14 protein-coding genes are annotated in these 14,672 nt (G+C 62.6%); 13 read left to right on the plus strand and 1 reads right to left on the minus strand.

The genetic code is table 11. From position 1 onward, the window contains the following. Positions 1 to 3 precede the first annotated feature (3 nt). The 13 genes from nuoE (at position 4) to B7G52_RS16810 (ending at position 13,270) form a co-directional block, all read left to right on the plus strand. Positions 4 to 525, plus strand: a complete 522-nt coding sequence (gene nuoE / locus B7G52_RS16750) for an NADH-quinone oxidoreductase subunit NuoE (protein ID WP_096698686.1) — start codon at positions 4 to 6, stop codon at positions 523 to 525. Positions 526 to 527: 2 nt separating this feature from the next. Further along, complete coding sequence (nuoF, locus tag B7G52_RS16755; protein ID WP_096698687.1) at positions 528 to 1,880, plus strand: NADH-quinone oxidoreductase subunit NuoF; 1,353 nt, start codon at positions 528 to 530, stop codon at positions 1,878 to 1,880. Between the two features lie 27 nt (positions 1,881 to 1,907). Continuing rightward, complete coding sequence (gene nuoG / locus B7G52_RS16760) at positions 1,908 to 4,049, plus strand: NADH-quinone oxidoreductase subunit NuoG (RefSeq protein WP_096698688.1); 2,142 nt, start codon at positions 1,908 to 1,910, stop codon at positions 4,047 to 4,049. Continuing rightward, complete coding sequence (gene nuoH / locus B7G52_RS16765; RefSeq protein ID WP_096698689.1) at positions 4,046 to 5,125, plus strand: NADH-quinone oxidoreductase subunit NuoH; 1,080 nt, start codon at positions 4,046 to 4,048, stop codon at positions 5,123 to 5,125. Before nuoG ends, nuoH begins: the two co-directional genes overlap by 4 nt. 133 nt (positions 5,126 to 5,258) lie before the next feature. Then, the gene (gene nuoI, locus B7G52_RS16770) at positions 5,259 to 5,756 is read left to right on the plus strand and encodes an NADH-quinone oxidoreductase subunit NuoI (protein WP_096698690.1); all 498 of its coding nucleotides are present in this window, start codon (positions 5,259 to 5,261) and stop codon (positions 5,754 to 5,756) included. A gap of 41 nt (positions 5,757 to 5,797) precedes the next feature. Continuing rightward, entirely contained in the window at positions 5,798 to 6,442 is a 645-nt protein-coding gene (locus B7G52_RS16775; RefSeq protein WP_096698691.1) for an NADH-quinone oxidoreductase subunit J, read from the plus strand. After that, positions 6,439 to 6,747, plus strand: a complete 309-nt coding sequence (nuoK, locus tag B7G52_RS16780) for an NADH-quinone oxidoreductase subunit NuoK (protein WP_096665916.1) — start codon at positions 6,439 to 6,441, stop codon at positions 6,745 to 6,747. The genes B7G52_RS16775 and nuoK overlap by 4 nt, the downstream gene beginning before the upstream one ends. A 7-nt stretch (positions 6,748 to 6,754) precedes the next feature. After that, positions 6,755 to 8,800 carry an NADH-quinone oxidoreductase subunit L gene (nuoL, locus tag B7G52_RS16785; RefSeq protein WP_096698692.1) on the plus strand — a complete coding sequence of 682 codons (2,046 nt, stop codon included), beginning with the start codon at positions 6,755 to 6,757 and terminating at the stop codon, positions 8,798 to 8,800. Between the two features lie 21 nt (positions 8,801 to 8,821). Next, positions 8,822 to 10,297, plus strand: coding sequence for an NADH-quinone oxidoreductase subunit M (locus B7G52_RS16790; RefSeq protein ID WP_096698693.1), 1,476 nt, complete (start codon positions 8,822 to 8,824; stop codon positions 10,295 to 10,297). Positions 10,298 to 10,319: 22 nt separating this feature from the next. Further along, positions 10,320 to 11,822 carry an NADH-quinone oxidoreductase subunit NuoN gene (nuoN, locus tag B7G52_RS16795; protein WP_096698694.1) on the plus strand — a complete coding sequence of 501 codons (1,503 nt, stop codon included), beginning with the start codon at positions 10,320 to 10,322 and terminating at the stop codon, positions 11,820 to 11,822. Further along, entirely contained in the window at positions 11,819 to 12,118 is a 300-nt protein-coding gene (locus B7G52_RS16800) for a DUF2818 family protein (RefSeq protein ID WP_096698695.1), read from the plus strand. Before nuoN ends, B7G52_RS16800 begins: the two co-directional genes overlap by 4 nt. Then, positions 12,115 to 12,765 carry an NUDIX domain-containing protein gene (locus B7G52_RS16805; protein WP_170954792.1) on the plus strand — a complete coding sequence of 217 codons (651 nt, stop codon included), beginning with the start codon at positions 12,115 to 12,117 and terminating at the stop codon, positions 12,763 to 12,765. Before B7G52_RS16800 ends, B7G52_RS16805 begins: the two co-directional genes overlap by 4 nt. A gap of 10 nt (positions 12,766 to 12,775) precedes the next feature. After that, entirely contained in the window at positions 12,776 to 13,270 is a 495-nt protein-coding gene (locus tag B7G52_RS16810) for a DUF1178 family protein (RefSeq protein WP_096698697.1), read from the plus strand. Positions 13,271 to 13,393: 123 nt separating this feature from the next. On the opposite strand, the gene B7G52_RS16815 is transcribed toward B7G52_RS16810, so the two are convergent. After that, on the minus strand, positions 13,394 to 14,671 hold the full coding sequence (locus B7G52_RS16815) for a Glu/Leu/Phe/Val dehydrogenase (protein ID WP_096698698.1): 1,278 nt from the start codon (positions 14,669 to 14,671) through the stop codon (positions 13,394 to 13,396). Between the last annotated feature and the right edge of the window lies 1 nt (position 14,672).

Raw genomic sequence — 14,672 nt, forward strand, 5'->3', positions numbered from 1 at the left:
TCTATGACTTCTGAATCCAACCCAACGCAAACGTCTGCGCTGTCAGCGCAGACCCTGGACCGTTTTTCCCGCGAGGTCGCCAAGTACCCGGCCGACCAGAAGCAGTCGGCCGTCATGGCCTGCCTGGCCATCGTGCAGGAAGAGCTGGGCTACGTGAGCGCCGAGAGTGAGAAGCTGGTTGCCGCCTACCTCGGCATGGCGCCGATTGCCGTGCACGAGGTCACGACCTTCTACAACATGTACAACCAGCAGCCGGTGGGCAAGTACAAGATCAACGTCTGTACCAACCTGCCGTGCCAGCTGCGCGAGGGCACCAGGGCGCTGGCCTATCTGGAGCACAAGCTGGGTGTGACCATGGGCGGCACGACCGCAGACGGCCTGTTCACGCTGCAGCAGTCCGAGTGCCTGGGCGCCTGCGCCGACTCGCCCGTCATGCTGGTCAACGACCTGCACATGTGCAGCTTCATGAGCAACGACAAACTCGACCAGCTGATCGATGGCCTTAAATCTGCCGAGGCGAAGTAACCATGTCTGCTTCCAGCATCCTTTCCCAGTTTGAGGCCACCGGCGTCCAGACCTCGTTCCATGGCCGCCATATCGACCCGCAAATCATGGCGGGCCTCGATGGTGCCAACTGGCGCCTGAAAGACTACGAAGCGCGCGGCGGTTACCAGGCCCTGCGCAAGATCCTCGGCCAGGATGGCGGCGAAGGCCTGACGCAAGACCAGGTGATCGCCGAGGTCAAAGGCAGCGGCCTGCGCGGCCGTGGCGGCGCGGGTTTTCCGACCGGCCTGAAGTGGAGTTTCATGCCGCGCCAGTTCCCGGGCCAGAAATACCTGGTCTGCAACTCGGACGAAGGCGAGCCGGGCACCGCCAAAGACCGTGACATCATGCAGTACAACCCGCACATCGTCATCGAAGGCATGGCGATCGCCGCCTACGCGATGGGCATCAATGTGGGCTACAACTACATCCACGGCGAAATCTTCACCACTTACAAGCGGTTTGAAGAAGCGCTGGAAGAAGCGCGTGCCGCCGGGCTGCTGGGCAACAATATCCTGGGCAGCAATTACAGCTTCCAGCTGCACGCGGCCCATGGTTTCGGCGCCTACATCTGCGGCGAGGAAACCGCCTTGCTTGAATCGCTGGAGGGCAAAAAAGGCCAGCCGCGTTTCAAGCCGCCGTTCCCCGCCAGTTTCGGCCTGTATGGCAAACCGACCACCATCAACAACACCGAAACCTTCGCGGCCGTGCCCTGGATCATCCGCAATGGCGGCCAGGCCTACCTGGACTGCGGCAAGCCCAACAACGGCGGCACCAAGATTTTCACCATCAGCGGCGACGTCGAGCGTCCAGGCAACTACGAAATCCCGATGGGCACCCCGTTTGCCAAACTGCTCGAGCTCGCGGGCGGCATGCGCGGCGGGCGCAAGCTCAAGGCCGTGATTCCCGGCGGCTCGTCGATGCCGGTGCTGCCGGCCGACATCATGATGGCCACCGACATGGACTACGACTCGATCGCCAAGGCCGGCTCCATGCTCGGCTCCGGCGCGGTGATCGTGATGGACGAGACCCGCTGCATGGTCAAGAGCCTGCTGCGCCTGTCCTACTTCTACATGCATGAAAGCTGCGGCCAGTGCACACCCTGCCGCGAAGGCACCGGCTGGCTCTGGCGCATGGTGGACCGCATTGAACACGGCCATGGCCGCGAGAGCGACCTGGACATGCTCAATTCGATCTCCGACAACATCCAGGGCCGCACCATCTGCGCGCTCGGCGACGCCGCGGCCATGCCGGTGCGCGCCATGATCAAGCACTTCCGCGCCGAGTTCGAACACCACATCACCCACAAGACCTGTCTGGTCCCGGTTTACGCATAACAGCGCCTCCCTCAAAGCAAAATCACCATGGTTGAAATCCAACTCGACGGTCAGAAAGTGGAAGTGCTCGAAGGCAGCACGGTGATGCATGCGGCCGAAAAAGCCGGTACCTACATTCCCCATTTTTGCTACCACAAGAAGCTCAGCATCGCGGCCAACTGCCGCATGTGCCTGGTTGATGTGGAAAAGGCGCCCAAGCCGATGCCGGCCTGCGCCACGCCCGTGACGCAGGGCATGATCGTGCACACCAAGAGCGACAAAGCCATCAAGGCCCAGAAGGGCGTGATGGAGTTCCTGCTGATCAACCACCCGCTCGATTGCCCGATCTGCGACCAGGGCGGCGAGTGCCAGTTGCAGGACTTGGCGGTCGGCTACGGCAGCAGCGGTTCGCGCTACGAGGAAGAAAAGCGCGTGGTTTTCCACAAGGATGTCGGCCCGCTGATCTCGATGGAAGAGATGAGCCGCTGCATCCACTGCACGCGCTGCGTGCGTTTTGGCCAGGAAGTCGCCGGCGTGATGGAGCTGGGCATGTCGCACCGCGGTGAACACGCCGAGATCGAGACCTTTGTCGGCATGTCGGTGGACTCCGAGCTGTCGGGCAACATGATCGACATCTGCCCGGTGGGCGCGCTGACCAGCAAGCCTTTCCGCTACAGCGCCCGCACCTGGGAGCTGTCGCGCCGCAAGTCGGTCAGCCCGCACGATTCGACCGGTGCCAACCTGATTGTCCAGGTCAAGAACAACCGGGTCATGCGTGTCGTGCCGCTCGAAAACGAAGACGTCAACGAATGCTGGCTTGCCGACCGCGACCGTTTCTCCTACGAAGCCCTGAACAGCGACGAGCGCCTGACCACCCCCATGCTCAAGCAGGGCGGACAGTGGAAGGCCGTGGACTGGCAGACCGCGCTCGAATATGTCGCCAACGGGCTCAAGCAGATCAAGGCTGACCACGGTGCCGACAGCGTGGGCACGCTGGCCAGCCCGCACAGCACGCTCGAAGAGCTGTTCCTGGCGGCCTCGCTGATGCGCGGCCTGGGCAGCGACAACATCGACTACCGCCTGCGCAATGCTGAATTTGCCCCGTCGTCCTCCGTGCGCTGGCTGGGCACCTCGATCGCGTCACTGTCCAATCTGCAGCGTGTGCTGGTCGTGGGTTCCAACCTGCGCAAGGACCACCCGCTGTTTGCCCAGCGAATCCGGCAGTCCGTCCGCAAGGGCTGTGCGCTGAGTGCTATCACTTCCGTAGCAGAGCTGGCCTCGGTCGACGCCTGGGCGATGCCGGTGGCCAATGCGGTCCTGGCCGAGCCGGGTGCCTGGGCGCAGGCCCTGGCCGATGTGGCCGCAGCGATAGCGGCGGACAAGGGTGTTCCGGCGCCTGCCGCCGGCCAGGCCACGGACGTCGCCAAAGCAGTGGCAAAGTCCCTGCAGGGCGGGGAGCGCAAGGCCATCCTGCTGGGCAATGCCGCCGCGCACCATGCCAACGCCGCCAGCCTGCTGGCCCTGGCCAACTGGATCGGCGAGCAGACCGGCGCGACCGTCGGTTACCTCACGGAAGCGGCCAACACCGTCGGCGCACAGCTCGCTGGCGCGTTCCCGGCGGGCAACGGCCTGGATGCCGGCCAGATGCTGGCGGGCAAGCTCAAGGCCGTCATTCTGCTCAACAACGAGCCTGAGTTCGATTCGGCGGCCGGGGCTTCGGCCAAGGCCGCACTCAACAGCGCGCACATGGTGGTGACCCTGAGCCCCTTCAAGGCGAACATGGATTTCAGCGACGTGTTGCTGCCGATTGCACCGTTCACCGAAACGCCCGGCACCTTTGTCAACGCCGAGGGCCGCGTGCAGAGTTTTCATGCCGTGGTCAAGCCCTTCGGGGAAGCGCGGCCCGCCTGGAAGGTGCTGCGCGTGCTGGCCAACCTGCTCGGCCTGCCGGGTTTTGATTTCGAGTCCGCGCAGGATGTGCTGCGGCAGATTTCCGGTGCCGAAGGTGCGATGGTGCCGGCGCAGCAGCTTGGCAATGCAACCCAGGCGGCGGTCCAGCTGACGGCGGCCGGTGCGGCGCCTGTCGTGGCCAGCATTTACCAGCTCGACAGCCTGGTCCGGCGCGCCACCTCGCTGCAACTGACGGCTGATGCGCGGCAGGCCGCTGCGCTTGAGGGAGTGGCAGCATGATTGACACCATTTTCAGCTTCGGCCAGGGTTTGATGGGCGGCATCTGGCCTGGCACGGTCTGGCCGGTGCTCTGGACCCTGATCAAGATTGTCGTGGTGCTGCTGCCGCTGATGGGTTGTGTGGCCTACCTCACGCTGTGGGAGCGCAAGGCGATCGGTTTTACCCAGATCCGCCTCGGCCCGAACCGCGTCGGCCCCTTCGGCCTGTTGCAGCCGATTGCCGACGCACTCAAGCTGCTGACCAAGGAAATCATCATTCCGACGGCGGCCAGCAAGGGCCTGTTTGTGCTCGGCCCCATCATGACCATCATGCCGGCGCTGGCGGCCTGGGCGGTCGTGCCTTTCGGGCCCGATGTGGCGCTGGCCAACATCAACGCCGGCCTGCTGTTCCTGATGGCCATCACCTCGCTCGAGGTGTACGGCGTCATCATTGCCGGCTGGGCTTCGAATTCCAAATACGCTTTCCTGGGCGCCATGCGGGCGTCGGCGCAGATGGTCAGCTACGAAATCGCCATGGGTTTTTGCCTGGTGGTGGTGCTGATGGTGTCGGCCAGCCTGAACATGACCGACATCGTGATGGGCCAGTCCATCGGCATGGCGGCCAGCAAAGGCCTGAACTTCCTGTCCTGGAACTGGCTGCCGCTGCTGCCGATTTTCGTGGTGTTTTTCATTGCCGGCCTGGCCGAAACCAACCGTCACCCGTTTGACGTGGTCGAGGGCGAGTCGGAAATCGTGGCCGGCCACATGGTCGAGTACTCGGGCATGGCCTTCGCCATGTTCTTCCTGGCCGAATACGCCAACATGATTCTGGTGTCCATCCTGACCGTGATCCTGTTCCTCGGCGGCTGGTTGTCGCCGATCGACAGCGAACTCTTCAACTGGGTGCCTGGCTGGATCTGGCTGGGGCTGAAGACCTTTGTGGTGGTCACCCTGTTCCTGTGGGTGCGCGCCACCTTCCCGCGCTTCCGTTATGACCAGATCATGCGTCTGGGTTGGAAGATCTTCATTCCTGTGACCCTGGTCTGGCTGGTGGTCATCGGGGCCTGGATGCAGACCCCGTACAGCCTCTGGAAATGACCATGAGCCCCCACGTTCGCTCACTTCGTGTAGCTCTCTGCCCCCCGAGGGGGCGCGTTTTTCCTAGGGGCGGCCCGTCGGAAAAGCCTGGCCCCCGCATTCGCTCACTTCGTGTAGCTCTCAGGAAATCATCATGAGTGCAGTTGCCTCTGTCAAAGACTTCGTATCCAGCTTCATGCTGACCGAGCTGTTCAAGGGCATGGCCCTGACCGGCAAGTACATGTTCAAGCGCAAGATCACGATCCAGTTCCCGGAAGAAAAGACGCCGCTGAGTCCGCGTTTTCGCGGCCTGCATGCGCTGCGCCGTTATGAAAACGGCGAAGAGCGCTGCATTGCCTGCAAGCTGTGCGAGGCCGTCTGCCCGGCGATGGCCATCACGATCGAATCGGATGTGCGCGAAGACGGCAGCCGCCGCACCTCGCGTTACGACATCGACCTGACCAAGTGCATCTTCTGCGGCTTCTGCGAGGAAAGCTGCCCGGTGGACTCCATCGTCGAGACCCACATCTTCGAATACCACGGCGAAAAACGCGGTGACCTGTATTTCACCAAGGACATGCTGCTGGCTGTCGGTGACCGTTACGAAAAAGAAATCGCTGCCAGCCGCGCCGCGGATGCCAAGTACCGCTGACACCGCCCCCAGGTCGTTGGCTCAAGAAAGATTCGCAGAACATGGACGCTAAAACAGGTCTCTTTTATCTCTTCGCCCTGGTGCTGCTGTTTGCCGCATTCCGGGTGATCACGGCGCGCAATCCCGTGCATGCCGCCCTCTACCTGGTGCTGGCCTTCTTCCAGGCGTCGGCCCTGTGGATTCTGCTCAAGGCCGAATTCCTGGCCATCACGCTGGTGCTGGTGTATGTCGGCGCCGTGATGGTGCTTTTCCTCTTTGTCGTGATGATGCTGGACATCAACATGGAAGGGGTGCGCAAGGGTTTCTGGAAGCACTTTCCGCTGGCTGCCAGCGTCGGTGCGCTGATTGCACTGGAAATGTCTGCCGTGCTGATGGGCGGTTTCCGCCTGAGCGAGGCGCCGAAGTCGGCCGTGGTGGCAGGGCAGGCCGCCGCGCAGTATTCGAACACCAAAGAGATCGGCAAGGTGCTGTATTCCGAGTACCTGTATCCGCTTGAAATCGCGGCAGTGATTCTGCTGGTGGCCATCATTGCCGCCATTGCGCTGACCCTGCGTGCGCGCAAGGATTCCAAAAACACCAACCCGGCCGACCAGATCCGCGTCAAGCGCGGCGATCGCGTCAGCCTGGTCAAGATCAAGGCCACGCAGGCTGCCCCTGTGGTTGCCGCACCGGAGGAAAAGGCATGATGCTCACGCTGGGACATTTCCTGACACTGGGCGCGATGCTGTTTGCGCTGTCGGTCATCGGTATTTTCCTGAACCGGAAAAACCTGATCATCATCCTGATGGCGATCGAGCTCATGCTGCTGGCCGTCAACATGAACTTCGTGGCTTTCTCGTACTACCTCAATGACCTGGCCGGCCAGGTGTTCGTGTTTTTCATCCTGACCGTCGCGGCCGCCGAATCGGCCATCGGCCTGGCCATTCTCGTTCTGCTGTTCCGCAACAAGGCCAGCATCAACGTGGACGAACTCAACACGCTCAAGGGATAAGAAGAACATGAGCCAGACCCTTTCCGCCGCCACCCTGCTGGCCGTTCCCCTGGCACCTCTGGCAGGCTCGCTGCTGGCCGGTATTTTCGGCACCACGTTCGGTGGCAACTGGATAGGCCGCCGCCTGTCGCACACGCTGACCATCGTCGGTGTGCTGGTGGCCTTCATCATCTCGGCCATGACACTCAAGAGTGTCGCCATCGACGGTGCGCGTTTCAATGAAACGCTTTACACCTGGATGGTCGTGGGTGGGCTGAAGATGGAAATCGGCTTCCTGGTGGATGGCCTGACCGCCATGATGATGTGTGTCGTGACCTTTGTCTCGCTGATGGTGCACATCTACACCATCGGCTACATGGAAGAAGACGAAGGCTACAACCGCTTTTTCGCCTACATCTCGCTGTTCACCTTCTCCATGCTGATGCTGGTGATGAGCAACAACCTGCTGCAGCTGTTCTTCGGCTGGGAGGCCGTGGGCCTGGTGTCCTACCTGCTGATCGGGTTCTGGTTCAACAAGCCGACCGCCATCTTCGCCAACATGAAGGCCTTCCTGGTCAACCGGGTCGGCGACTTCGGCTTCATCCTCGGCATTGGCCTGCTCGCGGCCTACGCCGGCTCGCTCAATTACACCGAGGTGTTTGCCAAATCGGGCGACATCGCCAAGCTCGGTTTCCCGGGCACCGACTGGATGCTGATCACCGTGATCTGCATCTGCCTGTTCATTGGCGCCATGGGCAAGTCGGCGCAGTTCCCGCTGCATGTCTGGTTGCCAGACTCCATGGAAGGCCCGACGCCGATTTCCGCGCTGATCCACGCCGCCACCATGGTCACGGCCGGCATCTTCATGGTGGCCCGCATGTCACCGCTGTTCGAACTCAGCGACACCGCGCTGAGCTTCATCATGGTGATCGGCGCCATCACGGCCCTGTTCATGGGTTTTCTGGGCATCATCCAGAACGACATCAAACGCGTCGTGGCCTATTCCACCTTGTCTCAACTCGGCTACATGACAGTGGCGCTGGGCGCCTCGGCCTACTCGGTCGCCGTCTTCCACCTGATGACCCACGCCTTCTTCAAGGCGCTGCTGTTCCTGGCGGCGGGTTCCGTCATCATGGGGGTGCACCACAACCAGGACATTCGCTGGATGGGCGGGCTGCGCAAGTACATGCCCATCACCTGGATCACGGCGCTGCTCGGTTCCCTGGCGCTGATTGGCACACCACTGTTTGCCGGGTTCTATTCGAAAGACAGCATCATCGAAGCGGTGCATTTCAGCAACCTGCCGGGCGCCGGTTTTGCGCACTTCGCGGTGCTCGCCGGTGTGTTCGTGACAGCCTTTTATTCCTTCCGCATGTATTTCCTGGTGTTCCACGGCAAGGAGCGTTTTGACCAGAACCCCGATGCCCACCACGACGACCACCATGGCCATGATGCGCACCATGCGGCCCATGTGCCGCACGAGTCGCCCTGGGTGGTGACCGCGCCGCTGGTCCTGCTGGCCATTCCCTCGGTGGTGATCGGCTTCATGAGCATTGACGCCATGCTGTTCGGCGACTTCCTGAAAGACGCCATCATCGTCAACGCGGCCAAACACCCGGCCATGGCCGAACTGGCAAAAATGTTCCACGGTCCGGCCCAGATGGCGCTGCATGGCCTCATGACCGCGCCGTTCTGGCTGGCACTTGCGGGCGTCGCCTCAGCCTATTACATGTACATGGTCAACCCGGCCCTGCCGGCAGCCATCAAGCGCCGCGTCGAGCCCCTCTACACGCTGCTTGAGAACAAGTACTACATGGACTGGTTCAATGAGAACGTTCTCGCGCGTGGTGCGCGCGGCCTGGGCATTGGTCTTTGGAAGGGCGGCGACGAGAAGCTGATCGACGGCGCACTGGTCAACGGCTCCTGGAAGCTGGTCGGCTGGGTGTCCGGTGTGGTGCGCAAGGTGCAGACCGGCTACATCTACCACTACGCGCTGGCCATGATCGTCGGTATTTTTATCCTGGTCAGTTATTTCTCGACCTGGCCGATGATCAAAGAATTGCTCAGCAAATAAGCGACAAGGAGAAGAATAAAAATGGGATTGTTGAGCCTTGCCATCTGGACGCCGATCTTTTTCGGCGTCATCCTGCTGGCCCTCGGACGTGACGACCAGGCGCGCAGCGTGCGCTGGATCGCACTGATCGGTGCCATCGTCAGTTTCCTTGTGACCCTTCCTCTTTACGGCGGCTTTGAAATCGGCACGTCGGCCATGCAGTTTGTCGAGAAGGCCCCGTGGATAGAGCGTTTCAATGTCAACTACCACCTCGGCGTGGACGGCATCTCGCTATGGTTTGTGCTGCTGACGGCCTTCATCAACGTGGTGGTCATCATCGCGAGCTGGGAGTCGATCACCAGCCGCGTCAACCAGTACATGGCCGCTTTCCTGATCCTCAGCGGCCTGATGATAGGTGTGTTCGCGGCGCTCGACGGCATGCTGTTTTACGTGTTCTTCGAAGCCACGCTGATCCCGATGTACTTGATCATCGGCGTCTGGGGCGGGCCGAGAAAGATCTACGCGGCCTTCAAGTTCTTCCTGTACACGCTGCTCGGCTCGCTGCTGATGCTGATCGCGCTGATCTTCCTGTATGTCAAGTCGGGCGGCAGTTTTGACCTCGCCGTCTGGTACAAGCTGCCCTTGGACGCCACCGCGCAGACGGTGTTGTTCTTCGCCTTCCTGGCGGCGTTTTCGGTGAAGGTGCCGATGTGGCCGGTCCACACCTGGCTGCCCGACGTGCACGTCGAGGCGCCCACCGGCGGCTCGGCGGTGCTGGCCGCCATCATGCTCAAGCTCGGTGCCTACGGCTTCCTGCGGTTTTCGCTGCCGATTGCGCCAGACGCCGCGCGCGAATGGGCCGGGCTCATGATTGCCCTGTCGCTGATCGCCGTGATTTACGTCGGCCTGGTCGCCATGGTCCAGCGGGACATGAAAAAGCTGGTGGCGTATTCGTCGGTGGCGCACATGGGTTTTGTCACCCTGGGCTTTTTCATCTTCAACGACATCGGTGTGTCCGGCGGCATTGTGCAGATGATTGCGCATGGCTTCGTCTCCGCCGCCATGTTTCTGTGTATCGGCGTGCTGTATGACCGTGTGCATTCGCGTGAAATCGCCAGTTATGGCGGCGTGGTCAACACCATGCCCAAGTTCACGGCCTTTGCGCTGCTGTTTGCAATGGCCAACTGCGGCCTACCCGCCACAGCCGGGTTTGTCGGCGAATGGATGGTGATCCTGGGCGCGGTCAAGTTCAACTTCTGGATTGGCGCGGCCGCCGCGTCGGCGCTGATTTTCGGCGCGGCCTATACGCTTTGGATGTTCAAGCGCGTCTACCTCGGACCAGTCGCCAACGACGATGTCAAAGGCCTGGCCGACATCAACAGCCGTGAATTCCTGATGTTGGCCCTGCTGGCCATTGCCGTGTTGTTCATGGGTATCTATCCCAAGCCCTTCACCGATGTGATGGACAGTTCGGTCATCGACCTGCTGAAACACGTCGCGGCTTCCAAACTGCAATAAGCAACCATTTCAAAGAATCCAGATGATTGACAAACTCAGTTGGCTATCGGTCTACCCGGAAATCGTGCTCCTGGTCATGGCCTGCGTGATCGCGCTGGTCGACCTCGGCGTGAAAAGCCCGCAGCGCACCCTGACTTATGTGCTGACCCTGCTGACGCTGGCTGCCGTGGCGGCACTGGAGGCCGTGTACGCCGTCAAGGGCAACACGTTCTACGGCTTCGGCAACATGGTCGTGAGCGACCCCATGGGCAACTGGCTCAAGTGTTTCGCCTCGATCGCGATGATGGTCACCCTGGTGTATGGGCGCGGGTATGCGGCAGACCGCGACATGCTGCGCGGCGGCGAGCTGTTCACGCTGGGCATGTTTGCGCTGCTCGGCATCTTCGTGATGATCTCCGGCAACAACTTCCTGGTGCTCTACATGGGCCTGGAGCTGATGACGCTGTCCAGCTACGCCCTGGTGGCGCTGCGCCGCGACAACGCAACGGCCACTGAAGCCGCGATGAAGTACTTTGTGCTCAGTGCCATGGCCTCGGGCTTCCTGCTTTACGGCCTGTCCATGATGTACGGCGCCACCGGCTCGCTGGACGTCAACGAGGTGTACCGGGCCATTGCCAGCCGCCAGGTGAACCACCAGGTGCTGGTGTTCGGCCTGGTCTTCATCGTGGCCGGCCTGGCCTTCAAGCTGGGCGCCGTGCCGTTTCACATGTGGCTGCCCGACGTGTACCAGGGCGCGCCCACGGCGATCACGCTGCTGATCGGTGCGGCGCCGCAGTTTGCCGCCTTTGCCATCTGCATCCGCCTGCTGGTGCAGGGCCTGCTGCCGCTGGCCATCGACTGGCAGCAGATGCTGGCGCTGATGGCCATCGGTTCGCTGCTGGTGGGCAATCTGGCGGCGGTGGCGCAGACCAACCTCAAGCGCATGCTGGCGTTCTCCACCATCTCGCAAATGGGCTTCCTGTTGCTGGCGCTACTGGCCGCGGTGGTTCCCGGGCGGCCGCTCAACGCCGAGTACGCCTACGGCGCGGCCATGTTCTACGCCATCACCTATGTGCTGACCACACTCGCGGTGTTCGGCATCATCCTGCTGCTGGCGCGTGCTGGCCACGAGTCCGAGGAAATCACCGACCTGGCCGGCCTGAACCAGCGCAGCCCGCTGTTTGCCGGCGTCATGGCCATCAGCATGTTCTCGCTGGCCGGGGTGCCGCCTGTGGTTGGTTTCTACGCCAAGCTCGGCGTGTTGCAGGCCCTGGTGTCCTCGCAGCAGACCAGCTACATCGTGCTGGCGGTTTTTGCGGTGCTGATGTCGCTGGTCGGCGCCTTCTATTACCTGCGTATCGTCAAGGTGATGTATTTTGATGCACCCAACGTCGGCATGCCCACGGCCATCGTGGCCCCTGCCGATGCCCGCGTGGTGCTGTCCATCAACGGTGCGCTGGTGCTGCTGCTGGGTGTCATGCCCGGCGGCCTGATGACGCTGTGCCAGCAGGCGATTGCCAGCGTTGTGAAGTCCCTCGGCACATGAACCAGACTGTCTCGGTATGGCTGGTGGTGGCGCTGGCCCTGCTGGCGGCCAACCTGCCGTTCATCAGCAACCGCGTGCTGCTGGTGTACCGGCTGAAGAACCCGAAGAACCTCGCGGTGCGTCTTGCCGAAATGGTGTTCTGGTACGTCGTGGTGGGCGGTGTCGCCTTGCTGCTGGAGCAGCGCGCCGGCCAGATCGCGCCGCAGGGCTGGGAGTTCTACGCCATCACGGCCACGCTGTTCATCACCTTCGCCTTTCCGGGCTTTGTGTTTCGCTACCTGTTCAAACATCGTTGAGCGCGGCGTCCGCCCGATCCTCCGCCATGCCTGAGCATCCCGCAGAGCCCCTTGATCCGGCCGACAGCCATCTGATCGAGCACAAGGTTGGCAGCCAGGAGCTGTTGCACGGCCATTTCCTCCATGCTTTCCGCGACACGGTCCGCCTGCCGGACGGGCGCGAAGCCTCACGCGAATATGTGCGCCATCCGGGCGCGGTCATGATCATTGCCCAGCTCGGCGACGGCCGCCTGGTGCTGGAGCGGCAATACCGCTACCCGGTGCAGGCCGTGATGCTGGAGTTTCCGGCCGGCAAGCTCGATGCCGGCGAGCAACCGCTGGCCTGTGCGCAGCGCGAGCTGCTCGAGGAAACCGGTTACAGCGCGGCGTCCTGGGCCCGCGCCGGTGTCATGCACCCGGTGATTTCCTACTCGACCGAGTTCATCGACATCTGGTTCGCCAGGGACCTGACCCTCGGGGAACGCAAGCTCGACGCGGGCGAGTTTCTCGACGTGTTCACGGCCACCCCGGCCGAATTGCTGCAGTGGTGCCGCGACGGCCGTGTCACCGACGGCAAGACACTGACGGGCGCGCTGTGGCTACAAAACGTCCTGTCGGGCGCATGGTCGCTGGACTGGCAGACCGGCGCTTCCCGCGCCGGGGCCTGATAATCAGCCCATGAAAGTCCTCAACCTCCAGTGTTCGCACCAGCACGCCTTTGAAGGCTGGTTTGCGTCGGAAGATGACTTTCAGGGCCAGCTGGCCCGCGGCCTGGTGACCTGCCCGCTGTGCGCCGACCCGTCCGTGCGGAAAATGCCCAGCGCGCCCCGGCTCAATCTGGGCGCCACCGGCGCGGAGCCGGCAGCGGCTTCATCTTCGCGTGAACTGTCCGTGCCTGCGGCCGCGCCGGCCAGCAGCCCGGTGCATGAGGTGATGGCTGCCGCCGGCAGCCCGGCCGTTCAGGCCGAGTTCCTGAAGGCCTTGCGCCACGTGATGGCCAACACCGAGGACGTGGGCGAACGGTTCGCCGACGAGGCCCGTGCCATGCATTACGGCGACGCCGAGCAGCGCAGCATCCGCGGCCAGGCCAGCCGGGCCGAAGCGGTCGAGCTGCTGGAAGAGGGCATCGACGTGATGCCCTTGCCGCTGCCTGCGGCCGTCAAGCTTCACTGATCCCCACGGTCGTTCACTGCGTGTAGCTCTGCCTTCCGAGGGGGCCGCTGCGTCTGCGGACTGGCAAAGCCAGTCCCGCGGCCCCTGCTTGAATCTGGAACCGCGGGATAGCCTTCCCGCCGATCAGGGGTACAAACCCCGCAACTCGCGCGTGTGCAGAATGCGTTTGCAGGCCACGATGAAGGTCGCAGTGCGCAGGCTGACCTTGTGGTCCTGGGACATCTGCCAGACGCCGGCAAAGGCTTCCTTCATGATGCGCACCAGGCGGGCGTTGATTTCGGCTTCGTCCCAGAAAAAGCTTGAAAAATCCTGCACCCATTCGAAATAACTGACGGTCACGCCGCCGGCGTTGGCAATCACGTCGGGCAGCACCAGCACATTGCGTTCCTGCAGGATGTCGTCGGCTTCGGGGGTGGTCGGCCCGTTGGCACCTTCAATGATCATGCGCGCCTTGATGCGACCGGCGTTGTCCTTGGTGATCTGCTGCTCCAATGCGGCAGGGATCAGGATTTCACAATCGACTTCCCAAAATTTGTCGTCGTCGATTTTTTCGGCCTGCGCAAAACCGGCCACGCTGCCGGTCTCCGCCACGTGTCTGAGCAGCGAGGGCACATCGAGCCCGGCCTCGCGGTAAATCGTGCCGCCATGGTCCTGCACGGCCACAATGCGTGCGCCGGCTTCGGCAAACAGCTTGCCGGCCACGCCGCCCACATTGCCAAAACCCTGCACCGCCACGCGGGCGGTCGCGATGTCCAGGTCGATGTGTCTGGCTGCTTCGGCGCCAACGGTGAACACGCCGCGGCCGGTGGCTTCGCGCCGACCCAGCGAGCCGCCCAGGTCCACCGGCTTGCCGGTGACCACGCCGGTCGAGGTCGAGCCGGTGTTCATCGAGTAGGTGTCCATCATCCACGCCATGATCTGCTCATTGGTGTTGACGTCGGGCGCGGGGATGTCCTTGTTCGGGCCGATGATGATGCCGATCTCGCTGGTGTAGCGGCGTGTCATGCGTTCGAGTTCGCCGCGCGAGAGTTTCTTCGGGTCCACGCGGATTCCGCCCTTGGCGCCGCCGTAGGGCACGTTCACCGCGGCGTTCTTGATCGACATCCAGGCCGACAGCGCCATCACTTCAGACAAGGTCACATCCTGGTGAAAACGCACGCCGCCCTTGCCCGGACCGCGCGAGACGTTGTGCTGCACGCGGTAACCTTCAAAGTGCGCCACCGTGCCGTCGTCCATGTGGATGGGCACGTCGACAATCAGGATGCGCTTGGGCCGCTTGAGTGTCTCCGCCCACCGTGCCAGGCTGCCCAGGTGCGGAATCACGCGGTCGACCTGCTGCAGGTAATTGCCCCAGGGGCCGAGCTTGTCGGCCTGCAGGTAGGAGGGCAGGGGGTGCGACAGT

Origin of the sequence: Polaromonas sp. AER18D-145 (assembly GCF_002379095.1) — a bacterium.
In the GTDB taxonomy this organism is placed as follows: Bacteria; Pseudomonadota; Gammaproteobacteria; order Burkholderiales; family Burkholderiaceae_C; genus Polaromonas.

Excerpts from the sequence above, each read along its gene's own strand:
- nuoE (WP_096698686.1), top strand. The coding sequence starts at position 4 with ATGACTTCTGAATCCAACCCAACGCAAACGTCTGCGCTGTCAGCGCAG.
- nuoF (WP_096698687.1), top strand. The coding sequence starts at position 528 with ATGTCTGCTTCCAGCATCCTTTCCCAGTTTGAGGCCACCGGCGTCCAG.
- nuoG (WP_096698688.1), top strand. The coding sequence starts at position 1,908 with ATGGTTGAAATCCAACTCGACGGTCAGAAAGTGGAAGTGCTCGAAGGC.
- nuoH (WP_096698689.1), top strand. The coding sequence starts at position 4,046 with ATGATTGACACCATTTTCAGCTTCGGCCAGGGTTTGATGGGCGGCATC.
- nuoI (WP_096698690.1), top strand. The coding sequence starts at position 5,259 with ATGAGTGCAGTTGCCTCTGTCAAAGACTTCGTATCCAGCTTCATGCTG.
- B7G52_RS16775 (WP_096698691.1), top strand. The coding sequence starts at position 5,798 with ATGGACGCTAAAACAGGTCTCTTTTATCTCTTCGCCCTGGTGCTGCTG.
- nuoK (WP_096665916.1), top strand. The coding sequence starts at position 6,439 with ATGATGCTCACGCTGGGACATTTCCTGACACTGGGCGCGATGCTGTTT.
- nuoL (WP_096698692.1), top strand. The coding sequence starts at position 6,755 with ATGAGCCAGACCCTTTCCGCCGCCACCCTGCTGGCCGTTCCCCTGGCA.
- B7G52_RS16790 (WP_096698693.1), top strand. The coding sequence starts at position 8,822 with ATGGGATTGTTGAGCCTTGCCATCTGGACGCCGATCTTTTTCGGCGTC.
- nuoN (WP_096698694.1), top strand. The coding sequence starts at position 10,320 with ATGATTGACAAACTCAGTTGGCTATCGGTCTACCCGGAAATCGTGCTC.
- B7G52_RS16800 (WP_096698695.1), top strand. The coding sequence starts at position 11,819 with ATGAACCAGACTGTCTCGGTATGGCTGGTGGTGGCGCTGGCCCTGCTG.
- B7G52_RS16810 (WP_096698697.1), top strand. The coding sequence starts at position 12,776 with ATGAAAGTCCTCAACCTCCAGTGTTCGCACCAGCACGCCTTTGAAGGC.